The organism is Streptomyces phaeolivaceus (genome assembly GCF_009184865.1).
GTDB classification, from domain to species: Bacteria; Actinomycetota; Actinomycetes; order Streptomycetales; family Streptomycetaceae; genus Streptomyces; species Streptomyces phaeolivaceus.
The window spans coordinates 5,112,936-5,129,760 of sequence record NZ_CP045096.1 but is presented as its reverse complement, the minus strand read 5'-3'; the positions used below and the strand labels follow the sequence as shown (position 1 = coordinate 5,129,760).

10 protein-coding genes and 1 tRNA gene are annotated in these 16,825 nt (G+C 68.0%); 4 read left to right on the top strand and 7 right to left on the bottom strand.

The window, feature by feature from the left end; all coding sequences use genetic code 11:
* Positions 1 to 16 precede the first annotated feature (16 nt).
* Complete coding sequence (locus F9278_RS24210; RefSeq protein WP_193241611.1) at positions 17 to 754, top strand: class E sortase; 738 nt, start codon at positions 17 to 19, stop codon at positions 752 to 754.
* A 114-nt stretch (positions 755 to 868) separates the two neighbouring features.
* Here F9278_RS24210 and F9278_RS24205 read toward each other — a convergent pair whose 3' ends face one another.
* The 7 genes from F9278_RS24205 to F9278_RS24170 form a co-directional block, all read right to left on the bottom strand.
* Entirely contained in the window at positions 869 to 1,891 is a 1,023-nt protein-coding gene (locus F9278_RS24205; protein ID WP_152170204.1) for a restriction endonuclease, read from the bottom strand.
* A gap of 1,020 nt (positions 1,892 to 2,911) precedes the next feature.
* Positions 2,912 to 4,900, bottom strand: a complete 1,989-nt coding sequence (gene pknB, locus F9278_RS24200) for a Stk1 family PASTA domain-containing Ser/Thr kinase (RefSeq protein ID WP_152170203.1) — start codon at positions 4,898 to 4,900, stop codon at positions 2,912 to 2,914.
* A 169-nt stretch (positions 4,901 to 5,069) separates the two neighbouring features.
* Positions 5,070 to 6,530, bottom strand: coding sequence for a peptidoglycan D,D-transpeptidase FtsI family protein (locus F9278_RS24190; RefSeq protein WP_152170202.1), 1,461 nt, complete (start codon positions 6,528 to 6,530; stop codon positions 5,070 to 5,072).
* Positions 6,527 to 7,960, bottom strand: a complete 1,434-nt coding sequence (locus F9278_RS24185) for an FtsW/RodA/SpoVE family cell cycle protein (RefSeq protein WP_152170201.1) — start codon at positions 7,958 to 7,960, stop codon at positions 6,527 to 6,529. Before F9278_RS24185 ends, F9278_RS24190 begins: the two co-directional genes overlap by 4 nt.
* Positions 7,961 to 7,987: 27 nt before the next feature.
* The gene (locus F9278_RS24180) at positions 7,988 to 9,517 is read right to left on the bottom strand and encodes a Stp1/IreP family PP2C-type Ser/Thr phosphatase (RefSeq protein ID WP_226966903.1); all 1,530 of its coding nucleotides are present in this window, start codon (positions 9,515 to 9,517) and stop codon (positions 7,988 to 7,990) included.
* Between the two features lie 128 nt (positions 9,518 to 9,645).
* On the bottom strand, positions 9,646 to 10,173 hold the full coding sequence (locus F9278_RS24175; protein WP_152170199.1) for an FHA domain-containing protein FhaB/FipA: 528 nt from the start codon (positions 10,171 to 10,173) through the stop codon (positions 9,646 to 9,648).
* A gap of 10 nt (positions 10,174 to 10,183) precedes the next feature.
* A complete protein-coding gene (locus F9278_RS24170; RefSeq protein WP_152170198.1) occupies positions 10,184 to 11,029 on the bottom strand; it encodes an FhaA domain-containing protein in 846 nt (281 codons plus the stop codon).
* Positions 11,030 to 11,515: 486 nt separating this feature from the next.
* Between F9278_RS24170 and F9278_RS24165 the strand changes: the two genes are divergently transcribed.
* The 3 genes from F9278_RS24165 (at position 11,516) to F9278_RS24155 (ending at position 16,768) form a co-directional block, all read left to right on the top strand.
* Positions 11,516 to 11,599 (top strand) — tRNA-Leu (locus tag F9278_RS24165).
* Positions 11,600 to 12,048: 449 nt separating this feature from the next.
* Positions 12,049 to 14,859 carry a beta-L-arabinofuranosidase domain-containing protein gene (locus F9278_RS24160; RefSeq protein WP_152170197.1) on the top strand — a complete coding sequence of 937 codons (2,811 nt, stop codon included), beginning with the start codon at positions 12,049 to 12,051 and terminating at the stop codon, positions 14,857 to 14,859.
* Positions 14,860 to 15,286: 427 nt separating this feature from the next.
* On the top strand, positions 15,287 to 16,768 hold the full coding sequence (locus F9278_RS24155) for a DUF2252 domain-containing protein (protein WP_152170196.1): 1,482 nt from the start codon (positions 15,287 to 15,289) through the stop codon (positions 16,766 to 16,768).
* Positions 16,769 to 16,825 lie beyond the last annotated feature (57 nt).

Below are 16,825 nucleotides of genomic sequence, written 5' to 3'. Positions count from 1 at the left end.
CAAGGGCGGAAGAACTGTGGCAGTGACCACCGACGACACCGAAGAGAAGACGGGTGCGCCCGAGACCGTGCCGCGCCGTCGTATGAGTCGGCTCGCCATGGCGGTCAGTGTCTTCGGTGAACTCCTCATCACCGCGGGCCTGGTGCTCGGACTGTTCGTCGTCTACTCGCTGTGGTGGACGAACGTGCTCGCCGACCGCGAGGCGGACAAGGAAGCGAACAAGGTCCGCGACAACTGGGCTTCCGACGGCGGTCCGGGCGCCCTGGACACCAAGGACGGCATCGGCTTCCTGCACGTTCCCGCCATGAGGAACGGCGAGGTGCTGGTGAAGAAGGGCACCTCCACGAAGATCCTCAACGGGGGTGTGGCCGGCTACTACACCGACCCGGTCAAGGCGACCCTCCCCAGCTCCGACAAGAACGGCAACTTCGCCCTCGCCGCCCACCGCGACGGCCACGGCGCCAAGTTCCACAACATCGACAAGCTGCAGAAGGGCGACTCGATCGTCTTCGAGACCCGTGACAACTGGTACGTCTACAAGGTCTACGACAGCCTCACCGAGACCTCGAAGTACAACGTCGAGGTCCTCTCCGACATCCCCAAGGAGTCCGGCAAGAAGAAGGCCGGCAAGTACATCACCCTCACCACCTGCACACCCGTCTACACCTCCCGCTATCGGTACATCGTGTGGGGCGAGCTGGAGCGCGTGGAACGGGTGAACGCGGAGCGGACGCTGCCGAAGGAACTGCGGTGAGGTGACTGAGTTCCTGTGAGGAACTCAGTCACCGCTAGCATGACGGAGGCCCGAAGCCGCAACTTTCTCTTGCGGCTTCGGGCCTCTCGTACATGTCTGCCGATTGACGACTGCTCAGCGCAGTTCGCTGAGACGGACTCCGGCGCTCCACGCTTCCAACTCGTCGCCGTTCACCGTGACGATGCCACTTAGCTTCGCGACCGCCTGGGCCTCGTGGCTGAAGTTGCAGGTGGCGACGAACAGGGCGACATCCGCGGGGTCGATGGCGCGTGCGGCGCCCGCGAACTTCTGCATGTCGGCGCTGGGGACGACCCATCGGCCAGCTCGGTTCTTGCACTGCACGGCGACTGTGCGTCCGTCGGCGGTGCGTGCGGTGACATCGATGCCGCAGTCGCTGCGGGCCTGCCGTACGACGACGTCCGTGCAGCCGTCCCGGCGCAGTAGACCGGCGACGTGGCGTTCGAACGCCTGCCAGGTCATGGCCTTGAGGGAAGACCTGACCTGATCTGTCGGAGCGTCTCCTTCGAGAGCATTGATCCGCTGGTGGTGCCAGCAGAGTTTGCGCTCGACGTTCTGGATGTCCTCCCGGAGTGTGATGAGTTCGCGGCGGTGTTCGCTGGAGGAGGCGATCAGGGCGTTGAACATCGGGACGACGGTCTGGCCGAGGATGTGGGCGATGCGGTGGTCGATGCGGTCATCGAGTGAGGTGACGTCTGTGTGGACAGAGTTATCCACAGGCTGGGTGCGCGCCTGGTATTCGGCGTCCAGGAGATACACGCGTACCTGACGTGCGACTTCGCTGTCTCGGAGCAACATGGCTACGTTGAGAATGGCTCGGCGGGAGAAGAGAGCGAGGGACCGAGTGCGGGACTGGATGCCACTGAGTTGCTTGAAGTCACTCAGTTCCGGGCCCGACAGAACTTGGTAGCCGCTCGCCTCCAGTTCCGACCGGTGGTCGTGCACGAGAGCGCGGATGGCTTCCACCGTGACGCTGAAGTACGCCGCCGCCATCGCGGTCGTCACATGCATCCCGTCCGGAAGGAGTGAGAGGGCTTTGACCCTGTTGAGCACGTCTGCCCGGTCTAGCATGTTGCTGCGCAGAGTCTTCGACTCCAACAGCGCTGTCTCGTTGATCACGTTCTTCCTTTGGCAACTGCTTGTGTCGGTGTCTTCGGCTCAGGGGGCGATTGCCTCCTCACCTCATTTTTCAACGAGCCGAGCAGTATGAAGATGTGGCCGCGTCTCGTACTGAAGATCGCAAACGGTTGAGCTGATCACTGAGCCCGGATCCACCGGCATCAAGCCGGTGGATCCGGGGCTCAATCAAGCCCACGAGCCTCAATTGAACATTTGCTTGATGTCCACCTCTTACCTGCTGTTGCTCTCGCAGCTTGAGTAACACGACTGATCCGCTTGTGAACTGTTGGGCTTCTGCGGACCAGGGACTTGATGGGGCGCATCGGGTCGTGATGTCCGCAGGTAGGGCTTGCGGCAGATGGGGAAGGTAGTCAGTGATACAAAGAGTCCTTGCGGCAGGAGCCGCCGCAGCAACAGCTTCTGTGGTTTTCAGCGCTACTCCGGCGAGCGCTGCGAGTAAGTTCTGTGTCCAATCAACAGACGCACGCAAGGGTGGGGAAGTCTGTTGGCGGCCCACGGGGGGACACGCTCTCCGCCTGCGACCTTGAAGCGGACAGCCGCCGGGTGTGCGTGGAAATGACGTACACGGGCGGCTCGTTCTCGTTCCAGGTTTTCGATGGACAGGGGTCGTGCCATGAAGGTGTCAAGAACCTTCCTGAAGGAACGGCTGTCACGGTGAAGGTGTGCCTGAAGAACGGCTCTGCGGGCAGAGAGGTGAACTGCAACTCGGAGAGCGGCTTCGCGTAGGGCTTCCCCTGACCAGTGGGCCGAGGTCGCCCCGGACTCTTGTCCGCCTGCGGGCCCCGGAACTTGTGTAGCCGGACAGACGCACACGGTGCGGGCATCGGCCTGATCGAGGAGATGCCCAGTATCGCCGCTGCGGTGGACGGTAAGGGCACCTGCACTCTTGTTGCCAGGTAGCTGACTTGGGCCGGGCTCTCGTGTGGTTTTATAGCTGAGCCCCATGCACGCCATCTAAACAGCGTGCATGGGGCTCTCTGTCACCGGTGGGGCTATCGGCTAATCGAAGAAGCCGCCGCCGTCGCTCCCGCCATTGTTGTTGTTGCCGTTGTTACCGCCGAAGCCCACCGAAGCGAGGGTGATCGTCGTCTGGGCCGGGTCGGCGCCGTTGCCGCCGTCCGGGTCCTGGTCCGTGACGAGCGCGGTGTCGCTCTGGTCGCTGCCGTTGGCGAACTGGATGTTGGTGAAGCCGGACGCCTGGAGGATCTGCTTGGCCTGGCCCACGGTCCGTCCCACGACGTTCGGGACCTCGACCTCCTGCTCCTCCTCTTCGGCCGCCTTGCCGATCTGGATGGTGACCGTGTCGCCCTTGTTCAGCTCGGAGCCGGCCTCCGGGCTGGTGGCGACGACCTTGCCGACGAGGTTGGCGTCGTCGGTCTCGACCTCGGTGCAGGTGCCGACGAGGTTGTTGGCCGTCATCTGGGCCTTGGCGGCGTCACAGCTCTGCCTGGACACATCCGGGACCGTTTCCTTGTCCGGGGCCCTGGCGACTGTCAGCGTGACCGTGGAGCCCTTTTCGATCTTGGTGCCGATCGGGTCCTGGTCGATGACCACGTTGGGAGTGCGGTCGGACTCCTCGGTCTTCTTCTCGACCTGGAAGCCCTTGTCCTCGAGCTGGGCCTCTGCCTCGTCGAAGTCAAGGCCCTTCACATCGGGGACCGTGACCTTCGGAGCACCCGTCGAGATCACCAGGGAGACCGTCTCACCCTTCTTGATGGTGGTGTCGGCGTCCGGGCTCTGCTCGCAGACGTTGCCGGTCTTCTGGTCCTCGCACTCGGCCTTGGTGGTCGTCACCTTCAGATCGACGTTGGTGGCCGCCTGTTTCGCGTCCGCCTCGGTCTGGCCGATGAAATTCGGCGTCTTGAGGGTGTCGTTGCCCGTGTCGTTGCCCGAGAACATCCACTGGCCGATGAGGACCGCGCCGATCAGCACCAGCACACCCGCGCCGACCAGGAGGATCGTGGAGGTGTTGTTCTTCTTCTGCTGGCGTCGGCGGCCCTGGCGGTCGTCATAGCCGTAGCCGTCGTCCGGACCGACCGGTGGGAGCATCGTCGTGGCACCGGCGTCGGCGCGCAGGGCGGTGGTCGGCTGGTCGTCGGGGTAGCCGCCGTAGCCGACCGAGCCCATGGCCGCCGTGGCCGCGACGGGCTGGCCGTCGAGGCAGGCCTCGATGTCGGCGCGCATCTCGTCGGCGGACTGGTAGCGGTAGTCGGGGTCCTTGACCAGGGCACGCAGGACGATGGCGTCCATCTCCGGCGTGATCTCCGGGTCGAAGACGCTCGGGGACTGCGGCTCCTCCCGCACGTGCTGATAGGCGACTGCCACGGGGGAGTCACCGATGAACGGCGGGCGGACCGTCAGCAGCTCGTAGAGCAGACAGCCCGTCGAGTACAGGTCGGAACGGGCGTCCACCTGCTCGCCCTTGGCCTGCTCGGGCGAGAGGTACTGGGCGGTGCCGATGACCGCGGACGTCTGCGTCATGGTCATACCGGAGTCGCCCATGGCGCGGGCGATGCCGAAGTCCATGACCTTGACCTGGCCGTTGCGCGTCAGCATGACGTTGGCCGGCTTGATGTCGCGGTGGACGATCTGGTTGCGGTGGGCGTACTCCAGGCCCTGGAGGATGCCGATGGTCATCTCCATGGCCCGCTCCGGCAGCAGCTTGCGGCCACTGTGGAGAAGCTCACGGAGGGTGGAACCCTCGACGTACTCCATGACGATGTACGGGATCGAGACCCCGTCGATGTAGTCCTCGCCCGTGTCGTAGACCGCCACGATCGCGGGGTGGTTGAGCGAGGCGGCCGACTGGGCCTCCCGGCGGAACCTGGCCTGGAAGGTGGGGTCGCGCGCGAGGTCCGCTCGCAGCGTCTTCACCGCCACGGTGCGGCCGAGGCGGGTGTCCATCGCGAGGTAGACCTCCGCCATGCCACCACGGCCGAGCACCTGGCCCAGCTCGTACCGGCCGCCGAGGCGACGCGGCTCTTCCATAGCTTCCTACCAGCCCTCTCCGTCGGTCCCGACCGCACCCATGTGTGGTCCGGCGGCTGTGCTCCGGGCATACGGTACCCGGCTCGCCTTCTGTGACCTGGCCAACCGCGTCACCCGATACAGGACCGGTATCGCAACGTACACCGATGTGAAGGCGACGTGAGCGGCGTCACTTCTTGCTGTTGATCACTGCCTGCATCACGCTCTTCGCGATCGGGGCGGCGAGACCGCCACCGGAGATGTCACCACGCTCGGCATCGCTGTCCTCGACGACCACGGCCACGGCCACCGGCGCGCTGCCGTCGCTGAGCCTGGCGTAGGAGATGAACCAGGCGTACGGCTTCTCCTTGTTGTCCACGCCGTGCTGCGCGGTACCGGTCTTGCCGCCGACGGTGACGTTTTCGATCTGCGCCTTCTGGCCGGTGCCCGTCTTGACGACGGTCTCCATCATGTCCTGGAGCTTCTGGGCGGTCTCCGGCGAGACAGCTTGGGACAGCGTCTCGGGGTCGTGCGTCTCGATGACGTCGAGGTTGGAGGCGCGCAGCTGGTCGACCATGTACGGCTTCATCAGCTCGCCGTCGTTGGCGACGGCCGAGGCGACCATCGCCATCTGCAGCGGGGTGGCACGGTTGGAGGCCTGCCCGATGCCGGCCATCGCGTTCTGCGGGCGGTTGTCCTCGGGGTAGACGCTCTCGGCGGCGCGTACAGGTACGTCGAGCTCGGCCTCGTCGAAGCCGAACTTCGCGGCCTGCTCCCGCATCTTCTCGTTGCCGACGGTGTCGGAGAGCTTGCCGAAGACCGTGTTGCAGGACTGCTCGAGCGCGTACCGGAGCGTGGCGTTCTTGCACACGCCGTGCTCGTTGGTGAGGTCCGTCGTCGTTTCGGGCAGCTGGTACGGGTCCGGGGAGTCCGTCTTGTCGTCGATGTCCGAGACGGTGCCGTTCTCCAGTGCCGCGGCGGCCGTGACGACCTTGAACGTGGAGCCCGGCGGGTAGGTCTCGCGCAGCGCGCGGTTCAGCATCGGCTTGTCGGAGTTCTTGTCCAGCTTCTGGAAGGCCTTGCTGTCCGTGTTGCTGATGCCGGCGAAGGTCGACGGGTCGTACGACGGGGTGGAGGCCAGGGCGAGGATCGCGCCGGTCTTCGGGTCGAGCGCGACCACGGCGCCCTTCTTGTTGCCGAGGCCGTTGAAGGCCGCCTTCTGCGCGGCGGCGTTGAGGGTGGTGACGACGCTGCCGCCCTCCTTCTTCTTACCGGTGATCATGTCCAGCGTGTTCCGGAAGAAGAGCCGGTCGTCGTTGCCGGTGAGGATGCCGTCCTCGAGGCTCTCCAGCTGGGTGGCGCCGATGATCTGCGAGGAGTAGCCGGTGACCGGCGCCCACATCTCGCCGTTCTTCCAGGTGCGCTTGTACTTGTAGTCCGTGCCCTTGGTGGCGACCGACCCGGTGATGGCCTTGCCGTCGACGATGATGTCGCCGCGCGGGGTGCCGTAACGCTCGATGGCCACCCGGCGGTTCTTGGAGTCCGTCTTCAGGGAGTCGGCCTGGACGTACTGGATCCAGTTGTCGCGGATGAGCAGGGCGAGCACGAGCAGCCCGCAGAAGATCGCGATCCGGCGCAGGGGCTTGTTCACGGTCGGACCACCTGGGTCATCTCGGCGTCGGGGTTGGGGGCGGGGGACGGCGCCGGGCGGCGCGCGGTGTCGCTGATGCGCAGCAGGATGCCGATCAACGCCCAGTTGGCGATGACGGACGAACCGCCGTACGCCACGAAGGGCAGCGTCATACCGGTCAGCGGGATCAGGCCCATGACGCCGCCGGCGACCACGAAGACCTGGAGGCCGAAGGCGCCGGACAGGCCGACCGCCAGCAGCTTGCCGAACGGGTCGCGGGCGGCGAGGGCGGTGCGGATACCGCGCTCCACGATCAGCCCGTAGAGCAGCAGGATCGCCATGACTCCGGCCAGGCCCAGTTCCTCACCGAAGGTGGCGAGGATGAAGTCGGAGTTGGCGGCGAAGCCGATGAGGTCGGAGTTGCCCTGGCCGAGGCCGGTGCCGAGGGTGCCGCCGGAGCCGAAGGCCCACAGGGCCTCCATGGACTGCGCGGAGTGCCCGAGCACGGTCTTGGAGAGCTCCCACTCGCCCATGGGGTCGAGCCAGGCCTGGACACGCTGCTGGACGTGGATCTCGAAAGAGGCCACACCGACGGCGCCGACGGCGGACATCAGCAGACCGAAGACGATCCAGCTGGTCCGCTCGGTGGCGACGTACAGCATGATCACGAACATGCCGAAGAACAGCAGCGACGTGCCGAGGTCGGTCTCGAAGACCAGGATCAGGATGGACATCGCCCAGACGACCAGGATGGGACCGAGGTCACGGCCGCGCGGCAGGTAGAGGCCCATGAAGCGGCGGCTGGCGAGGGCCAGGGCGTCTCTCTTCACCATGAGGTAGCCGGCGAAGAAGACCGCGATGACGATCTTCGCGAACTCGCCGGGCTGGATGGTGAATCCGGCGATGGAGATCCAGATCTTCGCGCCGAAGACGTCCAGACCGAGGCCGGGGACGAGCGGCAGCATCAGCAGGACGAGTGCGCCCGCCATGGAGATGTACGTGTAGCGCTGCAGGACGCGGTGGTCCTTGAGGAAGATCAGGACGGCGATGAACAGGGAGACGCCCAGCGCGGAGTACAGCAGCTGCCGCGGCGATGCCTCGACGTACGTGCTGCTCAGCTGGAGCCGCTCGGACTGGTCCAGTCGCCAGATGGCCACCAGCCCCAGCCCGTTGAGCAGCGTGGCCAGCGGCAGCATCAGCGGGTCCGCGTACGGCGCGAACTTGCGGACGACCAGGTGGCCGATGCCGGCCAGCAGACCGAAGCCGAGGCCGTAGGCGGCCAGCCCGGCCGGTACCCGGTCGTGGAGGGCGAGGCCGGCGTTGGCGTAGGCGAACACCGGGATGGCGACCGCGAACGCCAACAGCGCCAGCTCGGTGTTGCGTCGGCTGGGGGTGCCGATCGCACCGATCGTGGACGTGTGCTGCGTCGACGGGTTGGTAGTACTGCTCATCGTGTGAGTGGGCCCCTCGCGGCTTGCCTACTGCTCACCGCACCGTGAGACCAGTTCCTGCTCCTCCTCCGAGAGGCTGGGGCCGGTCGACGGTGTGGGTGCGGTCTGGGACGGGGTCGGAGACGCCGACTGTGTCGACGTCGGGGACGGTGTGGCCTTGGACGTGAGGGAGGTCTTCGTGGTTCCCGTGACTCCGCCGGCCTCGCCCTCGCCGGTCTTGGCGTTGTTGTCCGCCGCCTCGCGGCGCTCGGCGTTCTTCTTGCACGCCGACGCCTGGGTGGAGAGTTCCTGGATCTTCTTCTCGGCGTCGCCCAGACCGCCTTCGGCGATCGTGGCCTCGACCAGCTTCTGCTGGTACGGCGGGAGGTACTTGAGTTCGATCTCGGGGTGGTCCTTCTCGACCTTCGAGAGCGAGATCCAGGCCAGGTCCTGGCTGATGCCGCGGTACAGCGCCACATGGTCGTCGTTGGAGCCGACGTAGTACTGCGTCTGCGTCCAGCGGTAGCCGCTGTACAGGCCCCCGCCGACCACGGCGAGGGCGAGGATGCCGAAGAAGGATCTCTTCAGCCACCTGTGCTTCTTGCGCGGCTTGACGAAGTCGTCGTCGGAGTAGTCGCCGAAGCTGCCCGCCGCAGGCATGTAGCCGGTGGTGTCGCCGGAGCCGGGCGGGCCGAACTCGCCGCCGCCCTGTCCGCGCCCCTGGCGGCCGAGCCCGGAGGCGCGGCCGGCCGGGGTCTGCATGATGCCGTTGTCCTGCAGATGGAGCTGGTTCTCGGCGACCGCGCCGACCACCACCGGGGTGTCGGAGAGCTGCCCGGCGAGGGTGTCCCCGGTGTCCAGGTCGAGGACGTCGGCGATGATGACCGTGATGTTGTCCGGGCCGCCGCCGCGCAGTGCGAGCTGGATCAGCTCCTGCACGGTCTCCTGCGGGCCCTGGTAGCTGGCGAGGGTGTCCTCCATCGTCTGGTGGGACACGACGCCGGACAGACCGTCGGAGCAGATCAGATACCGGTCGCCGACGCGGACCTCGCGGATGGAGAGGTCGGGTTCGACGTGGTCGCCACTGCCCAGCGCGCGCATCAGCAGGGAGCGCTGCGGGTGGGTGGTGGCCTCCTCCTCGGTGATGCGGCCCTCGTCGACCAGACGCTGCACCCAGGTGTGGTCCTGGGTGATCTGGGTGAGGACGCCGTCCCTGAGGAGGTACGCGCGGGAGTCGCCGACATGCACGAGGCCGAGTCGCTGGCCGGTCCACAGCAGGGCGGTGAGCGTGGTGCCCATGCCCTCCAGCTGGGGGTCCTCCTCGACCATCGCGCGCAGCTGGTCGTTGGCGCGCTGCACGGCGGTGCCGAGCGAGGTGAGGATGTCGGAGCCGGGGATGTCGTCGTCGAGCGTGACGAGGGTGGAGATCACCTCGGAGGAGGCGACCTCACCGGCCGCCTGGCCGCCCATGCCGTCGGCGATCGCGAGCAGCCGGGGACCGGCGTAGCCCGAGTCCTCGTTGCCCTCGCGGATCATGCCTTTGTGCGATCCGGCGGCGAAGCGCAGTGACAGACTCATGCGCACCTCGCCCGTCGGCTCCGGGTACATCCGCACGGTGCCCACCCTCCGGTCGGGAGCGCGCCGGGGCCCCTGGTGGGGGCCACCACTGCGTGCTCGCTCCGCTCGCGCCTATTCATGATGTAGCACTACTTCCGCAGCTCGATGACGGTCTTGCCGATGCGGATCGGCGCGCCCAGCGGAATCGGCGTGGGAGTCGTCAGTCGGTTCCGGTCGAGATATGTGCCGTTGGTGGACCCCAGGTCCTCGACGATCCACTGGCCGTCGCGGTCCGGATAGATCCGGGCGTGCCGACTGGAGGCGTAGTCGTCGTCCAGCACGATCGTGGAGTCGTGCGCACGGCCCAGCGTGATGGTCTGGCCCTGCAGCGCCACGGTCGTACCCGTCAGCGTGCCCTCGCTGACGACGAGCTTGGACGGGGCGTTCCGCCCGCGACGCCCGCCACCGGTGGCGGGCGCGGGCTGCTGGGCGCGCTGCTGCGGGGGTGCGGCCTGGCGGGCGGCCTGCTGTGGCCGCGTGCTCTCTCGGCGCGACCCCCGCTGGGTGACGCGCGTACCGAACAGGTCGCTGCGGATGACCTGCACGGCCACGATCACGAACAGCCACAGTACGGCCAGGAAACCCAGCCGCATGACCGTGAGGGTCAGCTCTGACATTGCCCCCGCTTCACCCTTCGGCTTGCCGGTAAATGATGGTGCTGCTGCCCACGACGATCCGCGAGCCGTCGCGGAGCGTAGCGCGGGTGGTGTGCTGCCCGTCCACCACGATGCCGTTGGTGGATCCGAGATCCTGGATCGTCGAGGGCGTTCCGGTCCGGATCTCGCAGTGCCGGCGGGAGACGCCGGGGTCGTCGATCCGCACGTCGGCTTCGGTGCTGCGGCCCAGCACCAGCGTGGGGCGGGAGATCTGGTGGCGGGTGCCGTTGATCTCGATCCAGTAGCGCATGCGCCCGCCGGACGCCGGAGCGGCGGGTGGCCGCTGGCCGAACGGGGCGGCGCCGGGGCGGCCGCCACCGGGTGGTGGCGCGGCCGGCATGGGCGGTGCGCCCGAGGGTGCCGCGGTGGGCGGGTAGCCGTAGCCGCCGGGGCGGCCCGCGGCGGGGCTCGCCGGAGCGCCCGAGGGGGCCTGCTGGTCCGTGGAGCCGGCCAGCGTACGGCTGCGCACCCGGTACAGACCGGTGTCGAGGTCGTCGGCCTTCTCCAGATGGACCTTGATGGGGCCCATGAAGGTGTAGCGCTGCTGCTTGGCGTAGTCGCGCACCATCCCGGCGAGCTCGTCGCCGAGTTGGCCGGAGTAGGGGCTGAGCCGCTCGAAGTCGGGTGTGCTCAGCTCCACGATGAAGTCGTTGGGGACGACCGTCCGGTCGCGGTTCCAGATGGTCGCGTTGTTGTCGCACTCCCGCTGGAGTGCTCCCGCGATCTCCACGGGCTGGACCTCGGACTTGAACACCTTGGCGAAGGTGCCGTTGACCAGACCTTCGAGACGTTGCTCGAACTTCTTCAGGACTCCCATGGGGCACCTCCTCCGTCGTCACCGCTCTGCGTACCGCATCGGTACTGCTTACTGATCGTATCCACGCGCCGGGAAATCGGCTGGTTCCCCCTGTCGGCCCGGTCGGCCGGTGTCACCCGGTGCCGACGCCCACTGAAGTCCCCTCCCGGATTCCCTCCGGAGCTCCTCTTCGAACTACCCCGTCCGAACTCTGCCAAGGATCGTAGAGGCGGCACGAGACCAGTGTCCCGCACCGGACTGCGCACCCCGTCCCTCTCCAGTGGAGATGACCGGGACCGGTACGAGGTTGATACGTGAACCAGCACTCGTTGATACGTGCCCGCACTGGGCGTGTGTTCGGTCCGTGCTGGTCGGCTGTGTCACGTCGTCGGGGACCGGGGCCGGCCGCGGATAAGGGATGTGAAGTCACCGTCTTCAGCGTGCTAATCTTCTCGATGTCGGAAGGCGCCGACACCGCAAGGTACGAGGCCCGAGGACACACCCAATGCGCGGGTGGCGGAATAGGCAGACGCGCTGGATTCAGGTTCCAGTGCCCGCAAGGGCGTGGGGGTTCAACTCCCCCCTCGCGCACGGCGAAGCGGTCCCATCGTGATCACGATGGGACCGCTTCTTTTTTGTTCGCTCGCGCGCTGCGCGGAAGGTTGCGCAGCCTGACGGCGGGCTCTGAAGTGTGAGGAGTCTCTCAGGGGATTCGGCAAGGGCTTTCGGCTTCCGGTGGCGCGGGGTGGAGTGGGGGCGTGCCGTGCCCCGTACGCGCGGTCGGTGGGGGCGGCGGGGGCGGCGCCACGTGAATCGTCGTAGATGGGGATAGGTGCGATGTTTCACGTGAAACGGCGCCGAGTGAGTGCATGCGGTGGATCCGTCTGAGCACCGGCCTCGTGAAACCCGTCAGTACCGTTGACGCCCGACTGCCCCATACCTATCTTCTGGTCGGAAATTCGCACAACGTTCGTAATTTCGAACGCGATGCATGGTTCTCGCTTTGTCCGACGCCCCCACCTGCCAGAGACGAGGCGCACATGGCACCGCCCCTCTCCAGACGCTTCCTCCTCCAGTCCGCGATGCTCGCCGCGGCCGTCCCCGGAGTCTCCTTCTCGGCGGGCGGCGGCCGTGCGGTCGCCGCCACCGTTCCGACGCCCTCCACTTGGTCGGTGCGGCCCTTCGAGCTCAAGGACGTGACGCTCGGCCAAGGCCTGTACGCCGACAAACGGCAGCTGATGCTCGACCACGGCCGCGGCTACGACGTCAACCGGCTTCTCCAGGTGTTCCGCGCCAACGCCGGGCTCTCCACGGGCGGCGCGGTCGCCCCAGGCGGCTGGGAGGGGCTCGACGGTGAGGCCAACGGCAACCTTCGCGGGCACTACACCGGGCACTTCCTGAGCATGCTGTCCCAGGCGTACGCGAGTACCGGACAGCAGGTCTACGCCGACAAGATCTCCACCATGGTCGGCGCGCTGACCGATGTGCGCGCGGCGCTGCGCACCGACCCGCGCATGCTCACCGTCACCGGCAGATGGGGTGGCGCGCACGAGAACGTCCGGGGTTCCTACCAGTACGTGGACCTTCCGGCGACCGTCCTGAACGGCTCGGCGGCGATCACCCTGTCGATCTGGGTCAGCCCCACGCATGACGCCAACTGGCAGCGGGTCTTCGACTTCGGCAACAACAGCACCCGGTACATGTACCTGGTCACCCGCAACGCCGCCGGGGTGCCGCGCTTCGCCATCACCACCAGCGGTTCGGGCGGCGAACAGGGACTCAACGGCACCGCCGCGCTGCCGCTGAACCAGTGGAGCCATCTCGCGGTCACCATCTCCGGCACCACGGGCACCCTCTACGTCAACGGCACCGCCGTCGCCACGAACACCTCGATGTCGCTCAACCCGTCCGTCCTGGGCACCCTGACGAACAACTGGCTGGGCCGCTCCAACTACTCCGGCGACCCGGTCTACGCGGGCGCCTTCGACGAGTTCAACGTCTACTCGCGCGCCCTGACCGCGGCCGAGATCACCTCGTTCCAGACCAACGAGGCCAAGAAGTCCGCCGCGGGACTCGGCAACCTCGCCTCGTACTACTTCTCCACTACCACCACCGGCACCTTAGGCGACTCCTCCGGGCGCGGGCTGAACGCCACCCTCCGCCGTACCTGGGACGGCCCGAGCCATCAGGGCTTCCTGGCGGCCTACCCGGAAACGCAGTTCATCGCACTGGAGTCGATGACGAGCGGCGACTACACGAGGGTGTGGGCGCCTTACTACACGGCGCACAAGATCCTCAAGGGTCTGCTGGACGCGTATCTCGCCACGGACGACTCCCGGGCCCTCGATCTCGCGTCGGGCATGTGCGACTGGATGTACTCGCGGCTGTCCAAGCTGCCCGACGCCACCCTCCAGCGGATGTGGGGGATCTTCTCCAGTGGCGAGTTCGGCGGCATCGTCGAGACCATCGTCGACCTGTACACGATCACCGGCAAGGCCGATCACCTCGCCCTGGCCAAGCTGTTCGATCTCGACAGTCTCATCGACGCCTGCGCCGCCAACACCGACATCCTCGACGGCCTGCACGCCAACCAGCACATCCCGATCTTCACCGGATATGTACGGCTGTACGACGCGACGGGCGAGGCCCGCTATCTGACCGCCGCGAAGAACTTCTGGGGCATGGTGATCCCACAGCGCATGTACGGGATCGGCGGCACCAGCACGGCCGAGTTCTGGAAGGCGCGCGGGGTCATCTCGGGGACGATCAGCGACACCAACGCCGAGACCTGCTGCGCCTACAACCTGCTCAAGCTGAGCCGGAGCCTGTTCTTCCACGAGCAGGACCCGAAGTACATGGACTACTACGAGCGGGCCCTGCTCAACCAGGTCCTCGGCTCCAAACAGGACAAGGCCGACGCGGAGAAGCCGCTGGTCACGTACTTCATCGGCCTGAAGCCCGGCCATGTGCGCGACTACACCCCCAAGCAGGGCACGACCTGCTGCGAGGGCACCGGCATGGAGAGCGCCACCAAGTACCAGGACTCGGTGTACTTCACTGAGGCCGACGGCAGCGCGCTGTACGTCAACCTGTACAGCGCCGCCACGCTGAACTGGTCCGCGAAGGGCGTGACGGTCGCGCAGAGCACCGACTATCCCCGGGAGCAGGGCTCCACGATCACCGTCGGGGGCGGCAGCGCGGCCTTCGCGCTGCGGCTGCGGGTGCCGTCCTGGGCGGGCGCCGACTTCCGGGTGACCGTCAACGGCACCGCGGTGAGCGGCACTCCGGCCGCGGGCAGCTACTTCACGGTCCCGTCCCGGACCTGGCGGGCCGGGGACGTCGTACGCGTGACGATCCCGTTCCTGCTGCGGGTGGAGAAGGCCCTCGACGACCCGTCGCTCCAGACGCTGTTCTACGGGCCGGTCAATCTGGTCGGCAGGAACAGCTCCACGAGCTATCTGTCGTGCGGGCTGTACCGCAACGCCGGGCTCTCCGGCGACCTGCTGCCCTCCCTCACCCCCGTGAACGGGAAGCCGCTGCACTACACGTTGGGCGGAACGGAATTCGCCCCCTTCCACGAAGGGAGCGAGGATCCGACCCACGCCTACGTCAGGCGCTCCGAACCGCAGATCGTGCTCGGCGGCACCGACTCGGGCGTCGCCAACCCGGCGCGGACCGACGGCACGACACTGCTGGACGAGATCTGGGCCGGGGCGCCGTTCGCCGACAAGGGCGCGCTGGTGGCGCGGGTGCAGTCGACCGTCGCCGCCTGGGTGTCGGCCGGGCTGCTGGGCCAGGCCGACGGGCAGAAGGTGGTGACCACCGCGCAGAACGCGACGTACGCGGCCTGACGGCACGGGCGACCGCTTCCCCGAGGGGCCTTGACCGGTCCCTTGAGGGGAGTGGCCGCCCTTCGCGTCCCCCGGGGCGCTACGCGGCGGCGAGGCGCTCGGCCAGGCTCTTGGCCCTGACGACCGGCGCTGCGCGAGCTCCAGGACTGGGCCAAGGTCCATCTGCCGCGGAGCTGGCCGTGCGCGGGGACCACGCGATAGCGGCGCGGGCCGAACCGGCGGCACCCGGCCCGGCCCGGCCCGGCTCGGCCCGGCTCGGTGACGGCTTGGCGACGGGTCGGCCGGGCAGCGGGTACGCGGGTTTTCCACAGGCGGGAAGCGGCGGGGCGCGGAGTTGTCCACAGGGTCTGACGCGTTTCGGTCGTCGGCTGTACCGTCGTCACAAGTTGATGTTCGTGCGAGGACGGGTGCGGGGGAGGCGGTCGCTGTGACCGAGGCCGGTACGACGGCGGGGCCGGTGGCCGAGGCCGAGTCTGCGGAGTTCCGGGAGGCCGGGGCGGGTGCCACGGGGGCACGGCCGACCGGCGCCCGGGTGCCGGGAGTGCCCGGGTTCGCCCGGTGGCCCTCGGAGGGGTCGCCCAAGGAGGAGGGCAAGGCACTGCGGACGCGGGTGCCCCGCGGCGCGCACGCGGACCTGACGCTCACCACCGACAGGCCGGACGCGGTGTCCGCGGTGGAGGAGTCCAACCGCGGCCGGATCGCCGGCCTCACCCCGATAAGGGTCGGCAGAATGGCGGCCACCCCCTTCGCGTTCCTGCGCGGCTCGGCGGGCCTCATGGCCCACGACCTCGCCCGTACGCCCATGACCGGCATCGGCGCGCAGATCTGCGGCGACGCCCACGCGGCCAACTTCGGCCTGTACGGGGACGCCCGCGGCGAACTCGTCATCGACCTCAACGACTTCGACGAGACCGTGCACGGCCCCTGGGAATGGGATCTCAAGCGCCTCGCCGCCTCACTCGTGCTCGCCGGCCGCGAGGCGGGCGCCGACGAGGACATCTGCCGCAAGGCGGCGTACGACGCGACGGGCGCCTACCGGCGCACCATGCGGCTCCTCGCCAAGCTCTCCGCGCTCGACGCGTGGAACGCCATCGCGGACGAGGAACTGGTCTCCTACACCGACGCCCACGACCTGCTGGGCACGCTGGAGCGGGTCTCGGAGAAGGCGCGCGCCAACACGAGTGGCCGGTTCGCGGCGAAGGCGACCCGGCAGGTGGAGGGCGGCGGACGCCACTTCGTGGACGCCCCGCCGGTGCTGCGCCGCGTGGACGACGAGGAGGCGGCGGCCGTGGCCGGCTCCCTGACGCGGTACCTGACCACGCTCTCGGAGGACCGTCACCCGCTGCTGGCCCGGTACGCGGTGCACGATGTGGCGTTCCGGGTGGTCGGCACCGGCAGTGTGGGCGCCCGCTCGTACGTCGTCCTGCTGCTGGACCACCGCGGTGAGGCGCTCGTCCTCCAGGTGAAGGAGGCCCGTCCCTCGGCGCTGGAGCCGCACCTCGCGACCGCCGGTTTCGCGGTGCCGGAGGTGGACCACGAGGGACGCCGGGTGGTCCTCGGCCAGAAGCGGATGCAGGTCGTCAGCGACATCCTGCTGGGCTGGACCACGGTCGACGGGCTCCCCTTCCAGGTACGCCAGTTCCGCAACCGCAAGGGCAGTGTCGACCCCGCGGCCCTGGCCGCCGACCAGATCGACGACTACGGCCGGATGACCGGTGCCCTCCTCGCCCGAGCGCACGCCCACAGCGCCGACCCGCGCCTGCTGGCCGGCTACTGCGGCAAGAACGACGAACTCGACGAGGCGACGGCCACGTTCGCCGTGGCCTACGCGGACCGCACCGAGGCGGACCACGCGGACCTGGTGACGGCGGTGCGAGCGGGGCGGATCGCGGCGGAGACGGGGGTCTGAGGGAGACCGACGGGGAGTCCGGGGCGTCCGGAGGCCTGCGGTGGGGTTCGTAGGCGT